This window comes from Thermodesulfobacterium sp., assembly GCF_030445475.1.
GTDB classification, from domain to species: domain Bacteria; phylum Desulfobacterota; class Thermodesulfobacteria; order Thermodesulfobacteriales; family Thermodesulfobacteriaceae; genus Thermodesulfobacterium; species Thermodesulfobacterium commune.
Window position 1 is genome coordinate 1 of the sequence record NZ_JASUTP010000010.1, and the last position, 17,987, is coordinate 17,987.

A 17,987-nucleotide genomic window follows, 5' to 3' on the forward strand; every position below is an offset into this window, starting at 1 on the left:
TCTAAAAGTCATGATTTTACCTCCAGTGGTAGTTTTACTTTATGATACCACTGGAGGTTTTTTATTTCATCTTTTTTTCGAATTGGAAATTAGGGTTGTTTTTTTAGGTTTTGGTCAACCCTATATACAAGCTCTTTTATCCAAACTTGGTTCTCTTTTCTCAAGCTAAAAACCTCAAAAGAAAAGTTCAAGCTGAGTCATCTTAGGTTGAGGTTTAAAGACAAAACTCTGAAGAGAATCTACCTTAGCCTTTTGGTCTATCATTTTACCGTTAATTGTTATAAAATATTTAGCCCTTTTTATTACCACGCCAAGTTTTTTTAAACTTTCTGGACTAAGGGAGGTATGTTTACGGTAATTAAGGATCCTTTTGGCAGAGGTTGGTCCTATACCTGGGACTCGAAGGAGTTCGTGGTAAGAGGCCTTCATGATATCTACCGGGAAGTAGTGTAAGTTTCTTAAAGCCCAGGCTAATTTCGGGTCATAACCTTCTTCAAGGTTGGGACTGTCAGGTGAAAGAAGCTCGTCAACAGTAAAACCATAAAACCTTATCAACCAGTCAGCCTGATAGAGCCTGTGCTCTCTAAGAAGTGGAGGGTTTGAGATCACTGGAAGACGACTATCTTGATTAACTGGAACATAGGCAGAATAGTAAACCCTTTTCAACTTGTATTTTTTATACAGCTGTTGACTTAAGGTGAGGATGATAAGGTCTGGTTCTGGGGAGGCACCGACAATAAGTTGAGTGCTTTGACCTCCCTTTGCATTATAACCAAAAGGCTCCTCTCTAAACTCATCAATTTTTTTAGATATTAATTCGATAGTCGATAATAACTCTTTCATGTTTTTTTCAGGGGCAAGCTTAACTAAAGACTTAGGGGTAGGTAGCTCTAAGTTAACACTAACTCTATCTGCCCATCTTATAGCTTCTAAAATCGTTGCCTCTGAAGCTCCTGGTAAAATCTTAAGGTGAATATACCCATCAAAACCATATTTACGGCGCAATATTTTAACGGTGTCTATCATTTTTTCTAAAGTATAGTCTGCACTTCTTATGATGCCAGAGCTTAAAAATAGACCTTCGATGTAGTTTCGACGATAGAATTGATAGGTGATATAAGCAAGTTCCTCAGGCGATAAAAACGTCCTTGGGTGATCATTGGACCTTCTGTTAACACAATAGGCACAATCGTTATGGCAATGGTTGGTTAGAAGTACTTTAAGTAAACTTATACAACGTCCGTCTGAGGTAAAGGTATGACAGATGCCAAACCTTGAGGCATTCCCTAAGAATGAAGCTTTGTTGTTTCTTGTAACTCCACTTGAGGCACAAGATACATCAAACTTTGCTCCTTGAGCAAGAAGTTCAAGACGCTCCCATACTTCCTTTTTTTTCTTAACCAAAGGTCCCATCATTTAATTATTTTGTCCTAATTTTTATTCTTGACAAGACCCAGTGTTGAAACATTAAATTTTTGGGGAATTTGATTGTATGATTTAAGCTCAGTTTTTTTTTGACTGATTTTAAAAGTTATATTATAATAAATAATAATTAAAGACTATTTTATGCTGAAGGGGGATTCATGACAAGGATAGCTCTTGGCAAAGAGTTGCAAATTTTAAAAAATTTAATAACTGATATGGCAAAAAACGTAGACGAAATGGTAAATGGCACAATTTTAGCTTTAAATAAATTAGACCCTACGTTAGCTGAAAGGGTAATTAAGGCAGATGACCAGATAGATTATTATGAACATATGGTATGTCAAACAGCTCTTGAGATTATAGCCTTACAACAGCCGGTAGCAAAAGACCTAAGGTTTGTTATCACTGCCATAGACATAGCTAAAAACTTAGAAAGGACTGCAGATCAATCGGTTAACATAGCCTACAGCGCCCAAAGTTTAGCCAAACAAGAAAATAAATCTTTCCCTGAGTGTAAAGTAGCTATAGAGGAAATGGCCAATGAAGCCTTAACGATGCTCCATTCAGCGATCAATGCCTTTGTCACTGAAAACACCCACAAAGCAAGGTCTGTAATAGAGTATGATGCTATAATAGACCGTTTACAACAAGATTTGATAGAGGATGTTAAAAACTGCATGAAGAAAAATCCTCAAAACATAGACCAAGGTGTGGAGTACATCAAGATAATAGAAAACATAGAAAGAATAGCTGATTTAGCAACTAACATAGCAGAAGGAGTAATCTTTGTTGTCGAAGGGAGGATAGTAAAACTTGAAAAAGAAAGTGTTTCTCTAATAACTCTTAAAAAAGAGATTTTAAAAGAGCTTCCGGTGTTTGAGCTCTTAAGAAAACATGCTCGGTTAGTTATAGAATGCGTTGAAAGACTTTCTCTTTCCTTAGAGGCTTATTTTCACCGTAATCAGCAAAGGCTTGAAGAAACAGCTCAGCATATCTTTGAAATAGAAAAAGAAGCTGATAAGCTTAAAATGAACATCAGAGGACATCTACCAAAAGGAATTATACTACCTGTAGAGAGATTTGAGCTTTTTCTATATCTAAAGGAACAGGACGCTATTGCTGATGTAGCTGAGGAGATATTAAACTGGCTTTCTTTTAAACATATTCCCTTATCTTTTGAGCTTTTTAAGCAAATAGAAGAATTACTTAACCAAAGTATTAAGCCTCTTGAGTTTTTAGAAGATATGATTTTATATTCCGCAGACTTTATTTTAACCAGAAATGAAGAAAGTAGAAATAGAGCAAAGGAGTTAATCAGAGAAATCAGATATGCTCAATATTTATCTGAAGAATATGGAAATAAGGTTAAAAAAGCTATTTTTAATCAAATAGAGGACCCTCTACATCTTTTCTATTTCTTAAAGCTCATAGATCTGATTTTAGGAATTTCGCATCATGCTGAAAACACCGCAGACCTTATGAGGGCAATGATAGCCAAATAGACCCACAAATAACCCTTATTTTATCAACCTTCCTATCCTGTCTAACCTTATTTTAAAATGCTCCGAATCCCAAGAAAAGTATATGATTAAAGCTCTACCCTTTAGATATTCTATCGGAACAAACCCCCAGAAACGACTATCATAACTTTGATCCCTGTTATCTCCTAATACAAAAATTTTCCCTGGCGGAACTTTTATTGGTCCTAAGTTGTCCCGAGGGCTAACCTCCCGAGGATAGACCTCAGGGTCGGTAAACTGAACATAAGGTTCATAAAGCAATTGCCCGTTAACATAAACTTTTTTATTTACTATCTGCACTGTATCCCCAGGAAGCCCTATAACTCTCTTTATAAAATCTAACTTTTTATCAAGAGGATAGGTAAAAACTACTACCTCTTGTCTTTTGGGTAACTCTCTAAAATACAAAAACCCATCTTTAATAGGATGTTTTATTCCAAAAGAAAGTTTGTTTACCAAAAGGTAATCTCCTATTAAAAGGGTTGGGATCATCGACCCTGAAGGGATTTTGTAAGCCTGAACCACAAAAGTTCTGATAAAGAGAGCTAAGATCAAAGCTATAACTAAACTTTTTATCCAGTCTAAAACCTTATTTTTGTTAGGTTCCATTATTTGACCCCTATGAAAATTTACATTTAGATTTTAAGTATAGCCAAAAATGCCTCTTGAGGAATTTCTACCTGACCTATAGATTTAAGTCTTTTTTTACCTTCTTTCTGTTTTTCTAAAAGTTTTTTCTTTCTGGTTACGTCTCCTCCATAACATTTAGCAAGCACATCTTTTCTAAGAGGTGGAATCCTTTCTCTGGCTATGATTTTACTGCCAATAGCAGCTTGAATTATTACCTCGAAAAGCTGTCTCGGGATGACCTCTTTTAACTTAGCAGCCAGTTCTCTTCCTCGATAATAAGCTTTATCCTTGTGGACTATCAAAGATAGGGCATCTACCGGTTGTTTGTTGATCAGAATATCCATCTTGACCAGATCTCCTGGTTTATAACCGATAAACTGGTAGTCTAAAGAGGCATAACCCTTAGAATAACTCTTAAGTTTATCATAAAAATCAAGTACTACCTCACTAAAAGGAATTTCGTAAACAAGTACACACCTTTCTGGTGTAATAAACTTAAGCTCTTTTTGAATACCTCTTTTTTCCTCACAAAGCTTTATCAGTTGCCCCAAAAATTCTTTGGGAGTATAGATTTCTGCCCTAATGTAAGGTTCAAGTACCTCCTCTATCAACACTGGATCAGGCCATTTAGCAGGGTTTTCAACTTCAACTTCTGTACCGTTTTTAAGTTTAATTTTATATTTAACTGAAGGAGAGGTAGAGATAAGGTTTAAGTTATATTCTCTTTCTAAACGTTCTTGGACGATTTCCATGTGTAAAAGACCCTGAAAACCACACCTAAAACCAAATCCTAAAGCTGCAGAGGTCTCCATCTCATAAGAAAAAGCTGGGTCGTTTAACCATAGTTTTTCTATAGCTTCTTTGAGGTCTTCAAAATCATCGCTATCAACCGGGAAAATACCTGCAAAAACCACAGGCTTTTGTTCTTTAAACCCTGGGAGGGGTTCGACCTGAGCCTGAGCCTCGGTAATGGTATCACCGATCTTAGCCTCTCTTACCTCTTTTATAGAGGCAGCAATAAACCCAACCTCTCCGGCTACCAGCATGTCTATTGACGTTGCCTCTGGAGCAAAAACCCCTACTTTGGTAACTTCATACACCTTACCAGTAGAGTAAAACCTTATTTTTTGCCCTGGATAGATTTTACCATCGACTACTTTGATTAAAACTACCACCCCAAGATATGGATCATACCAAGAATCAAAAACTAAAGCCCTAAGAGGTTTTTCTCTAAATCCCTTAGGAGGTGGTATTTTTTTAACTATTGCCTCTAGGACTTCCTTAATCCCTATTCCAAGTTTCGCACTAACTAGGATGGCCTCCTCTGCTGAAAGCCCTATCACCTCTTCTATTTCTTTTTTAGTTTTTTCTACGTCTGCTTGAGGAAGGTCTATTTTATTGATAACCGGTATAATTTCTAAATTATTTTCTAATGCTAAGTAAACATTAGCTAAAGTTTGAGCTTCTACTCCTTGAGAAGCATCTACCACAAGTAATGCTCCTTCACAAGCAGCAAGAGCTCTTGAAACCTCATAAGTAAAGTCTACATGCCCTGGGGTATCTATCAAGTTAAACTGGTAAACCTCTCCGTCTTCAGCCTGGTAGTATAGACGCACTGCTTGAGCTTTAATAGTAATTCCTCTTTCTCGTTCTAACTCCAGACGGTCTAAATACTGATCTCTCATTTCTCTAGATGAAACTGCACCTGTAAGTTCTAAGATCCTGTCAGCAAGCGTAGATTTACCGTGGTCGATATGAGCAATAATACTAAAATTCCTAATTTTTTCTTGGGGAATAATCTTTTGTTCTCTTTTCATAGCATTAAAAAAATAACAAAATTGTTAGAAAAAACAAGGTACCTATTCTCCTATTTTAGGAAGTTTACCTGCCTTTTTTGCAAGTTTAAAGGCATAATCAAAAATCCCTAAACTAAAACCTAAGTATCCCAAGTTAAGAAGATAAGATTTAACCACCCAGTCTACCCTCCACTTTCCTGCAATTAAAATTTCTCTCATGGTTTCAAATATATAAGAGGCAGGAACCAATTTAGCTAAATTTTGTAAAGGCCCTGGTAAAACTTCTACTGGATAAAATACCGCAGAAAACGGGAGAAACAATAAAGCTAAAGCCCAAGCAAGAATCTCTGCCTCTTGGCCAAAAAATAAAATAAAAGACATCGTAAGTAACCCTATACTCCAGGCAAACAGTAACAAGCCATACACCAAAAGAAAAAATTGTACCCCTGTTAACCAAAACTTAAAATGAAAAACCATCCCTGCTATAGCTACCATAAGAAAAGAAGCAATAGCTGCCTTAAAGATGCTGTAAACAATAAGCCCGGCTAAATATTCATAAACCTTTAAAGGAGAAACAAAAATGTATACTAAATTTCTCGACCATATGTCCTCTAAAAAACCTACAGCTAGTCCCTGCTGGGCCCGTATTAAAATATTCCAAAAAATCAAAGCCCCTATAAACTGAAAAGTCCAAAAATTATGAGAATAAGTCTCTTTTTGGAGATAGAGGGTGATGAAACCCCAAAGTAACAAATCTACTGTTGGCCAATATAAAAGATCTATCCATCGGCTTGGACTATGTTTTAAAAGAAAAAAATGTCTTAAAATTACTCCGTAAACCCTACGAACGTTAAAAACTTGTTTCATCGAACACCTTAAAATATAGCTCCTCCAAAGATTTAACCTGAAAAGATTCAAATAAAGATTTTAACTCACCAAAACCAATTACCTTTCCCTGTTTTAGAAGAAGAATTTTGTTAGCTATCCTTTCTAACTCCCCTAACTGATGAGAAGTAAGAACGATGGTAGTTTTTCTTGAATTTACCTCTTCTTTTAATATGTTAGAAACATATTTTACATACTCAGGATCAAGACCAGCAGTAGGTTCATCTAAAAACACTATCTCTGGGCGATGCAGAAAAGCCCTAACCAAGTTTAAACGCATCATTTCTCCTGAGGATAGATAACGAGTTAATACTTTCTTTTTATGATAAAGTTGAAATAATTCCAACAATTCATCTATTCTCTGATTCAAAGAAGGGACTTCATAGAAATGACCAAAAACTTTCAAATTTTCTTCTACGGTAAGAGAATAAGGCAAATTAAGATATTGGGAAGCAAAACCAAGCTTACTAAGTATTTCTGTTTTGTACTTTCTAAAATCTTTACCAAAATAAAACACCTGACCAGAAGTAGGAAGGACTATATCTAACAAAAGATAAAGCAATGTAGTTTTACCCGCTCCGTTAGGACCTATTATCCCTAAAATATCTCCCCTTTCAAGTTCAAAAGATACATCTTCAAGCACCTTTTTAGAACCATAAACCTTAGAAAGAGAGATTGTCTTGATAACTTGAATCATAATAAAAAAATCCCCTAATCACAAGGTTGATTAGGGGTTATTTGAATATCTTAAAGATTTTAAGATGGTTTAATTGGGAGGTTAAGATATTTTAGCCTTTTCTAGTCTTGCTAAGGCTTCATCTAAAGTCATAATACCCTTAGCCACAGCATAAGCTACGTAAGAATAAACTCTAGGATCATATCCCTCTGGACGAGGAAAAAGACCTTTTGCACGAAGTTTAGCTAACTTTTCTCTTCTCCTTCTCCTTCTTTCGATTTCTCTCTGTCTTTCTATTTTTTTATGTCTTGCCATTAGCCCCTCCAATCAACGTATTAAAGGTTTGTAAAAATATATAATTTTTTATCTTTTTGTCAAGTCTGATATTTAAATGTAAGTTCAAAATTAAAATGTCACATATTATTCTAGCTAGAGTTTAAATCAGTCAGAAAGAGGAGAAGTTGTAAACAAAAACACTACCCTTAAGGATGCTGCCAAAATACTCGGCATCTCATCCTGTCAGGCTATTCGTCTAAAGAAAAATTTCTCTACCCAAGGCTTAAAAGGTCTCTTGAGAAAAAAAACTCTACCCATCCTCCTAACCTCAAACTCTCCCCAGACCTGAAACAAAAAAATCATTCATCTAAGAACTACTATCTGCTCTGAACTTAACATCTTTCATTTTTAAGACTTCCTTGTCAGAAATCCACCTAAGCCATGAAACCATCAGACAACTACTCATCAAAGAAGGCCTTCACATCTCCCAAAAACAAAAAACACTATCTACAAAGAAAGAATATCTAAAGCAGGATTGCTTGTTCAGGTGGATTTTTCTATCCTTCGATGGATAGAAAATATCGAACAACCCTGGTGTTTAATAGCTATGATAGATGATGGGAATGGTAAAATCTATGCAGAGTTTCATCCCAGAGACACCACTAAGTCTAATATGAAGGTTATAAAGAGTAAAAAGGTCTCTTTTTTGCCCTTTATACAGACAAAGCGTCCCACTTTAAGACCGTCCGACATGGAGGGGTTTCATTATGATGTTAGATTAGAACACAGAGAGACACAGATTCAGATGGCATTAAAAGAGCTTAATATAGAAATTATTCATGCTAACAGTCCTAAAGCAAAGAGGAGGATTTAGAGGCTTTTTAGGTTTTGTTAGGATAGGTTGATAAAAAGGAAAAAGAAGTGGAAACCTGCTTCAGATCACTCTCAGCGTTGGTATCCAAAAATAAAAAGTGAGATGGCATTTGAAACTTGAAATAATATGTGACATCCTTCCTTGGAGCAACAGTCTGATATTTAAAATTCATAGAAAAAATGAGGGGTTGAATAGATTTGCTTTAAAAGTTTTTATGGTATAATTCAATTTTTGGGAGACTTTTTTAGGAGGGAAAGTATGCCCACCTTGGTTGTGGTTGGCACACAATGGGGAGATGAAGGTAAAGGAAAGGTAGTTGATGTCCTTACTGAGCAAGCAGATTTTGTGGTTAGGTTTCAGGGAGGAAATAACGCGGGACATACTTTAGTTATCAATAAAAAAAAACATATACTTCATCTTATCCCTTCTGGAATTTTCAGACCTAATACGGTTTGTGTTATCGGAAATGGAGTGGTTGTGGACCCAGAGGTTTTGATAAACGAGATAGAAAAGTTAAAAAAAGAAGGTTTAGACCTTTCTCCTAAGAAACTTATAATAAGTGAAAAAGCTCAAACTATCATGCCTTATCATAAAGCCTTAGATATAGCAAGAGAAGCAAAAGCTGGTGAAAATAAAATAGGGACTACCTGTAGGGGAATAGGCCCTTGTTATGAGGATAAAGTAGCGAGAAAAGGGTTCAGGTTAATAGACCTTACGTATCCTGAAACCTTTAAAGAAAAACTGAAAAAAATTTTAGAAGAAAAAAATTTTCTGTTAAGTTATTTAAACGCAGAACCTTTAAAGTTTGAAGAAATATATGAAAAATATTTAGCCTTTGGAGAATATTTAAAACCTTATCTTGCAGATGTTTCTCAACTGTTATGGAATGCTCAGAAAGCTGGTAAAAATATACTTTTTGAGGGAGCTCAAGGAACTTTTCTAGACATAGACCATGGCACCTACCCTTATGTGACCTCTTCCAATACCGTAGCAGGAAACGCCTGTTGTGGAAGTGGTTTAGGACCTACAGAGATCAACTCAGTTTTAGGAATAGTCAAAGCTTACACTACTCGAGTAGGAGAAGGGCCTTTTCCTACTGAACTCCACGATGAAATAGGAGAACTTTTAAGAGAAAGAGGTGGAGAATACGGGGCCACCACCGGTAGACCAAGAAGGTGTGGATGGTTAGATTTGGTGATGGTAAAAACCGCAGTACGACTAAACGGTCTTACTTACTTAGCTATTACCAAGCTTGACGTGTTGTCTGGACTTAAAACTTTAAAACTCTGTGTAGGATATAAATATGAAGGTCAAATTATAGATTTCTTTCCTTCAGAGCTCGAAAAACTCAAAAAAGTGGAACCTATCTACCAAGAACTTCCTGGATGGGAAGAAGACATTAGCCAGATAAAAAATTTCGATGCGCTTCCGGAAGCGACTAAAAACTACATTAAATTTATAGAACAGTATCTTGAGGTTCCTATAGCCTTTTTATCCCTTGGTCCTGAGAGAGAGAGTTGTTTTTTATTAAAAAATCCCTTTAATAAATAGGTCTGATTTATGAAAGATAAAATATTGATTGCTAATAGAGGAGAGATTGCTTTACGTATAATGGAAGCTTGTAAAGATTTAGGTATTGATTATGTAGTGGTTTACACCAAGGAAGATGAAGAGTCTCTACATGTAAGATATGCCAAAGAAAAATACCGTATCTGTGATTATCGTGACATGAACGACCTTTTGGCTGTAGCAGACGAGTCTGGGTGTACGGCTATACATCCAGGATATGGGTTTCTTTCAGAAAACTTTCGTTTTGCAAGAAGGGTGGTCAAAAGGTCAAGACCTTTGATTTTTGTAGGACCTTCCTGGGAGGCAATCAGGGATTTGGGAAATAAACTTTTTATGAAGAAACTTGCGAAAGACCTTGGTATTCCTGTTATTCCAGGGACCACAGAGCCTGTATATAACGAAATTGAAGCTGAGCTTAAAGCTGAAGAGCTTTTGGAAGAACTTGCTTCCTTAGGGATTCAAAAACCTTCCCTTCTGGTAAAGGCTGTAGCTGGTGGCGGAGGAATGGGGATCGAAGAGGTTAAAAGTTTGGAAGAACTTAGACCTACTTTTAGAAAAATCAGAGCTTATGCCAAGAGACTTTTTGGGGACGAAGGAGTTATCATAGAAGGGAAAATACCTGTTTTTCAACATTTAGAGGTACAGCTTTTAGGAAGTAAACATGGAGAATATGTACACTTTGGAACCAGAAACTGTACCATTCAAAGTCCTCATAAACAAAAAAGGATCGAAATAGCCCCAGGTTTTTCCTTTCAAGAACCCTACAGTTTTGACCCTAAAAAGGTAGAAGAAGCAATCATTAATTACTCCATAAAACTTGCTAAAGCCTTTAATTATGATAGCGTAGGAACCTGGGAATGGCTGATTACTCCCGATGGTAAGTACTACCTGATGGAGGTTAATACCAGGATTCAGGTGGAAAATGAAATTTCTGCCAAGATATCCTTTATTAGGAATAAACAGGTAAACCTTATAAAGGAACAGATAAGGGTAGCTTTTGGAGAAAAATTAGGATATTCACAAAAAGACATCGAGTTTAAAGGAACAAGTATAGAATACCGTTTGATTGCAGAAGATACTAAAAGAGGTTTTATTCCTCTAAGTGGAACTATAACCAAGTTTAGCTGGCCGGAAGTGCCTTGGCTTACGATGAGAACCCATGTACCTCAAGATAAACCTTACACCATTCCTACTCAGTTTGACCCAAACCTTGCTTTAGCTATCGTTTACGGAGAAAACTTTGAAGAAGCCAAAAAAAGAGGTTTAACCCTTTTAGACCAAGTTATCATAGAAGGGGTTACCCCTGATGGAAAAAAGTTAAAAACCAACATTTCTTTTTTAAAGGAAAAAACAGAATTTCTTTATAAATTTCTCGAGGCTTAAGGCCTATGAAGATAGAACTCTATAAAACTTTAAAAAATCTTTTAGAAACAGCTACTTACATAAGGGACATCAAAGGAGAAGACTTTTTTGAGATAACCTCTCTGATAAATAAAATTTCTGAGGTTTATGATAATTTTTATCAATACGAGCCTTCTTATTTAGAAGATTTTGTTAAAAAAACTAAAGAACAGCTTGATATTCTTTTAGAGCAAGGAGAAAAAACTCTTACTCCTTATGAGATAGTAAAAATCACCAGACATCATCAAAGGTTTACCTTGCAGGACATTCTAGAAAACGTTTATGACTCCTATATGGAACTTGGAGGGGAAGGAGAAATCAACATAGATCCTGCGGTAGTATGTGCTAAGGCTATGCTTGTTAGAAAAGTAGAAGACGAGATTTTCTTCCATCAGGTAATGGTAATCGGGCATGAAAAAGGACATGGAGAGGAGTTTAGAGAAGGAGGTAGTGCTAAACCCTGGGGTAATGAAAAAGCCTTACGTTATATGAAAATGGCGGAAACAGAAGGGATCCCTATTCATTTCTTTATTTTTACTCCTGGTGCTTATCCCATCGAGGATTATCCAGGTGCTGCTCAGCAGATTGCCAAAAACCTTTATTATATGGCAAAACTAAGAGTGCCAACCATAGCTTTTATTTCAGAAGGAGGTTCGGGAGGAGCCGAAGCTATAGGTCTTGCAGATATGAGATTGATGGCTGAAAAAGGATACTATTCGGTCATAAGTCCAGAAGGTGCCGCTGCGATAGAAGCAAAAATAAAAGATGGACGTCCTCCTAGGGAGTTGGTAGAAAAATGTGCAAGATCTCTCAAACTTACTGCAAAAGATAATCTTAGGTTTGGAACTATTGATAAAATTATACCAGAACCCCCTCTTGGAGCTAGAAGAAAGGATTATGAGTTTTTTAAAAGATTAAAGATTGAACTGATAAGAGCTACAGATGAGGTTATCCTTCAAACAAGAAGTATTAAATTTTTAAGAAAATATGTGGTTTCTAAACAAGAAACAGAAAATTTTAAATATTACGTAAACTGGGATCTAGACGAAGATGAAATTGAAATCTTAATAGAAAATCGATATAAAAAATATAGAAAAATGACCCAATGGGCTGTACATGAAAACAAAACCCTATTCAAATCTTTCTTTGATTTAGGACATACCATAAGCATAAAACTTAAAAATGAAATAAATTATAAAATTTTAAAACAAGGACAAAAAACATTCAAAAAGTTTCTAAACGAATTAACCAGTGAATCGACCTTGCTTCTAAAACCTGTTTCCGATCCTATAAAAACAGTGTATAACCTAATCGTAGGAAAAAAAACTGGGCCTAAACTTATCACCCCTTCTTTACAAGATGATGACATCCCAACCTACATAAGTCCTTTGGCTTTAGAAGACAAAACGATTACTTGCCCTCAAGCTGAAAAATATGGTTGTCCTGACCTCTGGGTCCCAGATCTTTACGGAGAGTTTTGTGGGGTTTGTCCTAACTGTGGGTATCATTTTCCTTTAGAGTATAAATGGTATCTTAACAACATTTTTGATAAAAACAGTATCCGTACCTTTAATGATGAGATTGCTTCAACCAATCCATTAGAGTTTGAAGGGTATGCGGAAAAACTAAAAGCTGCAAGAGAAAAAACAGGGCTAAATTCTAGTCTTATATCTTTTGAGGCCAAAATTGGTGGTATCTCTTTGATAGCGGTAATGTTGATAGCTGAGTTTAGACAGGGTACTGTAGGGGTAGCAGAAGGTGAAAAGTTTATCAGGGCGATAGAATTAGCTAAACTTACCAGACGTCCATTTTTAGCTTTGGTGCATACTACCGGAGGTATAAGGATACATGAAGGGACCCTTGGTGTGGTACAAATGCCCAGATGTACCATGGCAGTAAGGGATTACGTAGATGAAGGAGGGCTTTACATCGTTGTTTATGATAACAACTCCTATGCTGGGCCTGTAGCGAGCTTCTTAGGATCAGCACCTTATCAGTTCGCTTTAAAATCTACTCGTTTAGGATTTGCAGGCCCACGAGTTATCAAGGAAACCACAGGGCAAGATGTGCCTCCAGATTATCATAGTGCAGAAAATGCATTAAAAAGAGGGCATATCCAGGGTATTTGGGACAGAAGAGAACTAAGGAAAAAGCTTTTTACCGCTTTACTTACGATGGGAGGCAAAAACCTATACTACAGATGGTAGGTAATAAACCATGAAGATCGAGTACGAACACCTTAACGTTATTCTCCAAAAGTTTAAAGCCAACCCCTATAAAATTTTTAAAGTGAATACCATACACACCGGTTATATAAGAGAATTTTTGGTAAAAGAAGGAGATGAGGTAAAAGGTCCTTCTGGTAAGTGGTTAGAAAAACCGGGTACCCCTCTTTTTGTTTTAGAAAGGGAAAAAAATTTAAAAACTATAAGAGCTCATATAAATGGATGGGTACAAAACTTAAGGACAGACCTTTTAAATAGGTTTGTTGAGGCTGAGGAAACGATACTTGAGATTAAACATCCACTTTCTCAACAGGAAATAATTTCTGAAATTTTACTTTCTGCGCTTTACCTTGTAAAAGCTCCTGAAACGGCAAAGTATGTGTTAAGTCCTGGGTTAGCGGCCAAAATAGAAAAAGAAGGACTCCATAAAGTGAAAATAAAAAAGGGAGATGAACTTTTAATCATGACCTTTATGAAGCGTGAGACTCCTATTTTTTTTGAAGAAGACGGTGTGTTTTTAATCTATAATATCTATTTCAAACCCTTTCAACTTGTTGAGAGAGGGCAACCCCTAATTGGACTTTGCCCTGAAGAGCAACTTCCTTATTTAGAAAAGATAGTTTCCCGTATAAGGGAAGAGTGGCCCTTATAAATCATCCTTTTGACTTTGATTTTTCTAAACTTTTTCCAGAGATAGGTCAAGAAATCTGGCATTTCCCTACTCTTCCTCGAGCTATGGAAGCAGCTAAAAAGTTCATAAACTTATATCCCCGAACAGCCAATGGAAGGATTATACGAGCAGATATGCTTCTTGAGGCTAAAGGTAGGTTTGACAGAAAATGGTTTGCTGAAAAAGGGGGACTCTGGTTATCCTTAAGCTTGTACGATGAGTTTTTCGAAGAACATGCCTCTTTGATATCTCTCATACCTGGTCTTGCCATGGTAAGATGTGCTAAACATTTGGGGATTACTAAAGCTAAGGTTAAATGGATAAACGACCTTCATATAAACGGAAAAAAACTGGGTGGAGTTTTAATAGAAAGGTATAATGAATGGTATATTATAGGATTAGGTATAAACGTTAACAACCCTCTTCCTAAAGGTATACCCTCGGAAAGTTTTGGCAATTTACTAAAGAAAGAAGTCTCCATCTTGGAATTGCTAGAAATTTTGGTCTATTGGTTAAGATATTATTTTGGATTTTTAAGATGGTTTGAACAAAAAATCAGGGATGAAGAGTCGGTAACTAATCTGGTAATAGAAGATTTCAAACAATTTACAGATACCTTAGGAAGGTGTGTAGGCTACGGATATAACATAGACCTGGATGATTACCTCATAGCTCAAGTAACTGAAATTACTCCCTATGGGAGTTTAATCCTAAATTCTGAGGAAGGTGTTATCGAGGTTTCAACTGGAGAAATCCTTTATCTTTTATAAAAACTATAATCAAGGTAGCTATAATATTTTTGTAGAGAAGAAAAAGAGAAAGATTTCATCGTTAACCGTTTAATACTTTCAACCATAGCCCTAGCACAAGATAAGGTGGTAGCATAGGGAATGTCTAATTCCATCGTATACCTTCTGATAAGGTAGGCATCTTCTTTGCTTTCCTTACCTTTGGCTGTATTAATCGCAAGCACTATCTCTTTATTCTTGATAAGGTCTAAAATATTAGGTCTTCTTAGGTCTGAGATCTTGGGTACTTCTTTTATTTTTATTCCGAAAGAGGAGAGAAATTTACAGGTCCCCTCTGTACCTATCAAGTTAAATCCTAACTCTTGTAAGGTTTTAGCTATAGGTATGGTCAGAGGTTTATCTTCGTCTTTCACTGAAATAAAAACCGTACCAGAAGAGGGAAGCTTCATACCTGCAGCAAGTTGTGCTTTAGCATAAGCTAAAGCTGGATCCCAATCTATTCCCATAACTTCCCCTGTAGACTTCATTTCAGGACCAAGGATTACGTCTACCTTAGGAAATCTTTTAAAAGGAAAGACCACTTCTTTTACACAGTAATAAGGAGGCACCACTTCTTTCGTAAACCCTATTTCCTTTAGTGAATAGCCTAACATAATCCAGGTAGCAAGTTTAGCCAAAGGTACTCCGATAGCCTTAGACACAAAAGGTACAGTTCTTGAAGCCCTTGGATTCACCTCTAACACATAGAGTTCGTTGTCTTTGACAGCAAATTGAATATTTATTAAACCTTTTACCTCCAATTCTTTAGCAAGCAATTTTGTAGCTTCTTTGATTTCGTTTAAAAGTTTAGGTGGGATATGAAGAGGAGGTAAGATACAAGCAGAATCTCCAGAGTGAATACCTGCTTCTTCTATGTGCTCCATAATACCTGCTACTACCACCGTTTCTCCGTCGGAGATAGCATCTACGTCGATTTCTATGGCATCCTCTAAAAACTTGTCGATTAAAATCGGATGTTCTGGGTTTACCTTAACAGCTGTAGCTATAAACTCTTTCAACTCTTTTTCTGAATAGACTATTCTCATCGCCCTTCCACCTAACACATAAGAAGGACGGACAAGCAAGGGATAACCGATTTGATTAGCCACTTTGATAGCTTCTTCTTCGCTATAAGCAGTACTTGCTTTAGGTCTTCTAAGATTTAACTTTTCAAGAAGTTGTTCAAACTTTTCTCTGTTTTCTGCCCTGTCTATGTTTTCAGGAGATGTACCCAATATCTTTACTCCTGCTTTGTAAAGCGGTAACGCAAGGTTAAGAGGGGTTTGCCCTCCAAACTGAACTATTACCCCGTCTGGGTTTTCTTCTTCATAGATGTTCAGGATATGCTCTAAGGTTAAAGGTTCAAAATACAGCCTGGTTGAAATGTCATAATCGGTAGAGACTGTTTCAGGGTTTGAGTTAACCATGATAGCTTCGATACCTTTTTCCCTTAAAGCTAAAGAAGCATGAACACAACAATAGTCAAATTCTATACCTTGCCCTATCCTGTTAGGCCCTCCACCTATGATAAGAACTTTTCGATTTTTTGTAGCCCGGCTTTCATTTTCAACTTCATATGTAGAATAAAAATAAGGGGTATAGGCTTCAAACTCAGCTGCACAGGTATCTATAAGTTTAAAGGTAGGTTTTACCCCTAAAGATTTTCTGTATTCTCTTACTTTTTGAGGATCGGTATTGGTAAGAAATCCGATTTGGTAATCAGTAAATCCCATCTGTTTGAGTTCCCTTAGCTCCTCTGCGGTTAAACTTTCTAAAGATCTCCCTTTTATTTCTTCGCTTTTATCAAAAATTTCTTTTAGATGGTATAAAAACCAAGGATCGATGTAAGTAAGATTGTAGATTTCCTCTATGCTAAATCCTGACTTAAAGGCCTCTCTTATGTAAAACAATCTTTGACTGTTAGGTTTGACTAACTTTTCCTTGATGATCTCTTTAGGAAGTATTACATCGTTGTCTGAAGGAGATTTTCCATCAGCCCCAAATCCAAACCTTCCTATCTCAAGCCCTGCTATAGCCTTTTGTAAAGCCTCTTTAAAAGTCCTGCCTATAGCCAGCGTCTCCCCAACAGAACGCATAGAGGTAGTAAGCTCGTCTGGGGATTCTGGAAATTTTTCAAAGGTAAACCTGGGTATCTTTACCACCACGTAGTCGATCGTAGGTTCAAAGGCGGCTTTTGTCTCTTTAGTGATGTCGTTAGGTAACTCATCTAAGGTATAACCTACAGCCAGTTTGGCAGCAATTTTGGCTATAGGATATCCTGTAGCTTTACTTGCCAAAGCCGAAGACCTGGAAACCCTGGGATTCATCTCTATTACAACCATTTCCCCGTTTTTAGGATTAACCGCAAACTGAATGTTTGACCCTCCAGTTTCTACCCCTATCTCTCTGATGATAGCCTGTGCAGCTGATCTCATCCTCTGATATTCTACATCGGATAAGGTCTGCGCCGGGGCTACAGTAATAGAATCTCCGGTATGAACTCCCATAGGGTCAAAGTTTTCTATAGAACAAATGATGACCACATTATCTTTAAAATCTCTCATCACCTCAAGCTCAAACTCTTTCCATCCAAGAACTGACTCCTCTAACATTACTTGATGGATAAGAGACATCTCTAAACCTTTTTCTGTAATTTCTCTTAACTCTTCTATGTTATAGGCTACCCCTCCTCCTGTTCCGCCTAACGTAAAACTTGGTCTGACTATAATAGGAAAACCCAGTTCTTTGGCTGCCTTTTCTATTTCGTTTAAAGAAGTAATTATAAAACTCTTTGGTATTTTTAATCCTATGTTTTCCATCGCTTTTCTAAAAAGCTCTCTACTTTCAGCCTTTTCTATAGCTTTAGCGTTTGCTCCTATCAGTTCAACGTTATACTTTTCAAGAACTCCTTTTTTAGCTAAAGCAAAAGCTATGTTTAAACCTGTTTGACCTCCTAAGGTAGGAAGTAAAGCATCAGGTCGTTCTTCCTTTATAATGTATTCTACTACCTCAGGAGTCAGAGGTTCTATGTATGTGTGATCTGCCATCTCAGGATCGGTCATGATGGTAGCTGGATTAGAATTAACCAACACTATTTCATAACCCTCTTCTTTTAAAGCCTTGCAAGCCTGACTTCCAGAATAATCAAACTCACAAGCCTGCCCTATAACAATAGGCCCTGAACCTATGATTAAAATCTTTTTTATGTCTGTCCTTTTAGGCATAAAAACCCCTTTTTATCTATTTTTAAAA

Annotated in this window: 14 protein-coding genes; 7 read left to right on the forward strand and 7 right to left on the reverse strand. The window is 36.6% G+C overall.

From position 1 onward, the window contains the following. Nucleotides 1-174: 174 nt before the first annotated feature. Entirely contained in the window at nt 175-1,413 is a 1,239-nt protein-coding gene (locus PWP26_RS04550) for a putative DNA modification/repair radical SAM protein (RefSeq protein ID WP_301399047.1), read from the reverse strand. 170 nt (nt 1,414-1,583) lie between these two features. Here PWP26_RS04550 and phoU point away from each other — a divergent pair, with 170 nt between their 5' ends. Beyond that, entirely contained in the window at nt 1,584-2,927 is a 1,344-nt protein-coding gene (gene phoU, locus PWP26_RS04555; RefSeq protein ID WP_028841754.1) for a phosphate signaling complex protein PhoU, read from the forward strand. 15 nt (nt 2,928-2,942) lie between these two features. Here the strand turns inward: phoU and lepB are convergent, their stop codons facing one another. From lepB to PWP26_RS04580, 5 genes are all read right to left on the reverse strand, one after another. Then, the gene (lepB, locus tag PWP26_RS04560; protein WP_273012159.1) at nt 2,943-3,554 is read right to left on the reverse strand and encodes a signal peptidase I; all 612 of its coding nucleotides are present in this window, start codon (nt 3,552-3,554) and stop codon (nt 2,943-2,945) included. Nucleotides 3,555-3,580: 26 nt separating this feature from the next. Further along, a complete protein-coding gene (gene lepA / locus PWP26_RS04565) occupies nt 3,581-5,371 on the reverse strand; it encodes a translation elongation factor 4 (RefSeq protein WP_353735827.1) in 1,791 nt (596 codons plus the stop codon). A 63-nt stretch (nt 5,372-5,434) separates the two neighbouring features. After that, on the reverse strand, nt 5,435-6,238 hold the full coding sequence (locus PWP26_RS04570; RefSeq protein WP_273012162.1) for an ABC transporter permease: 804 nt from the start codon (nt 6,236-6,238) through the stop codon (nt 5,435-5,437). Continuing rightward, nucleotides 6,222-6,953, reverse strand: a complete 732-nt coding sequence (locus PWP26_RS04575; protein ID WP_273012165.1) for an ABC transporter ATP-binding protein — start codon at nt 6,951-6,953, stop codon at nt 6,222-6,224. The genes PWP26_RS04570 and PWP26_RS04575 overlap by 17 nt, the downstream gene beginning before the upstream one ends. Before the next feature lie 81 nt (nt 6,954-7,034). Further along, complete coding sequence (locus tag PWP26_RS04580; RefSeq protein ID WP_273012168.1) at nt 7,035-7,247, reverse strand: hypothetical protein; 213 nt, start codon at nt 7,245-7,247, stop codon at nt 7,035-7,037. A 508-nt stretch (nt 7,248-7,755) separates the two neighbouring features. On the opposite strand from PWP26_RS04580, the gene PWP26_RS04585 reads away from it, so the two are divergent. The 6 genes from PWP26_RS04585 (at nt 7,756) to PWP26_RS04610 (ending at nt 14,717) form a co-directional block, all read left to right on the forward strand. Then, on the forward strand, nt 7,756-8,082 hold the full coding sequence (locus PWP26_RS04585) for a hypothetical protein (protein WP_273012171.1): 327 nt from the start codon (nt 7,756-7,758) through the stop codon (nt 8,080-8,082). 258 nt (nt 8,083-8,340) lie between these two features. Continuing rightward, nucleotides 8,341-9,633: an adenylosuccinate synthase gene (locus PWP26_RS04590; protein WP_287568468.1), complete on the forward strand. Its 1,293-nt coding sequence runs from the start codon at nt 8,341-8,343 to the stop codon at nt 9,631-9,633. 9 nt (nt 9,634-9,642) lie between these two features. After that, nucleotides 9,643-11,034 (forward strand): biotin carboxylase N-terminal domain-containing protein, encoded by a 1,392-nt coding sequence (locus PWP26_RS04595; RefSeq protein ID WP_301399048.1) that lies wholly within the window; start codon nt 9,643-9,645, stop codon nt 11,032-11,034. A gap of 5 nt (nt 11,035-11,039) precedes the next feature. Further along, nucleotides 11,040-13,259: an acetyl-CoA carboxylase carboxyl transferase subunit alpha/beta gene (locus tag PWP26_RS04600; protein ID WP_301399049.1), complete on the forward strand. Its 2,220-nt coding sequence runs from the start codon at nt 11,040-11,042 to the stop codon at nt 13,257-13,259. Between the two features lie 10 nt (nt 13,260-13,269). After that, entirely contained in the window at nt 13,270-13,929 is a 660-nt protein-coding gene (locus PWP26_RS04605; protein ID WP_301399050.1) for a hypothetical protein, read from the forward strand. Beyond that, nucleotides 13,917-14,717, forward strand: a complete 801-nt coding sequence (locus PWP26_RS04610) for a biotin--[acetyl-CoA-carboxylase] ligase (RefSeq protein ID WP_301399051.1) — start codon at nt 13,917-13,919, stop codon at nt 14,715-14,717. Before PWP26_RS04605 ends, PWP26_RS04610 begins: the two co-directional genes overlap by 13 nt. Here PWP26_RS04610 and carB read toward each other — a convergent pair. Beyond that, on the reverse strand, nt 14,705-17,959 hold the full coding sequence (gene carB, locus PWP26_RS04615) for a carbamoyl-phosphate synthase large subunit (RefSeq protein WP_301399053.1): 3,255 nt from the start codon (nt 17,957-17,959) through the stop codon (nt 14,705-14,707). The two genes, PWP26_RS04610 and carB, sit on opposite strands and share 13 nt — an antisense overlap. Nucleotides 17,960-17,987: the final 28 nt, after the last annotated feature.

Coding starts and splice junctions, on each gene's coding strand:
- lepB (WP_273012159.1), bottom strand. CDS start 3,554: ATGGAACCTAACAAAAATAAGGTTTTAGACTGGATAAAAAGTTTAGTT.
- PWP26_RS04550 (WP_301399047.1), bottom strand. CDS start 1,413: ATGGGACCTTTGGTTAAGAAAAAAAAGGAAGTATGGGAGCGTCTTGAA.
- carB (WP_301399053.1), bottom strand. CDS start 17,959: ATGCCTAAAAGGACAGACATAAAAAAGATTTTAATCATAGGTTCAGGG.
- PWP26_RS04575 (WP_273012165.1), bottom strand. CDS start 6,953: ATGATTCAAGTTATCAAGACAATCTCTCTTTCTAAGGTTTATGGTTCT.
- PWP26_RS04570 (WP_273012162.1), bottom strand. CDS start 6,238: ATGAAACAAGTTTTTAACGTTCGTAGGGTTTACGGAGTAATTTTAAGA.
- PWP26_RS04580 (WP_273012168.1), bottom strand. CDS start 7,247: ATGGCAAGACATAAAAAAATAGAAAGACAGAGAGAAATCGAAAGAAGG.
- PWP26_RS04590 (WP_287568468.1), top strand. CDS start 8,341: ATGCCCACCTTGGTTGTGGTTGGCACACAATGGGGAGATGAAGGTAAA.
- PWP26_RS04595 (WP_301399048.1), top strand. CDS start 9,643: ATGAAAGATAAAATATTGATTGCTAATAGAGGAGAGATTGCTTTACGT.
- PWP26_RS04600 (WP_301399049.1), top strand. CDS start 11,040: ATGAAGATAGAACTCTATAAAACTTTAAAAAATCTTTTAGAAACAGCT.
- PWP26_RS04605 (WP_301399050.1), top strand. CDS start 13,270: ATGAAGATCGAGTACGAACACCTTAACGTTATTCTCCAAAAGTTTAAA.
- phoU (WP_028841754.1), top strand. CDS start 1,584: ATGACAAGGATAGCTCTTGGCAAAGAGTTGCAAATTTTAAAAAATTTA.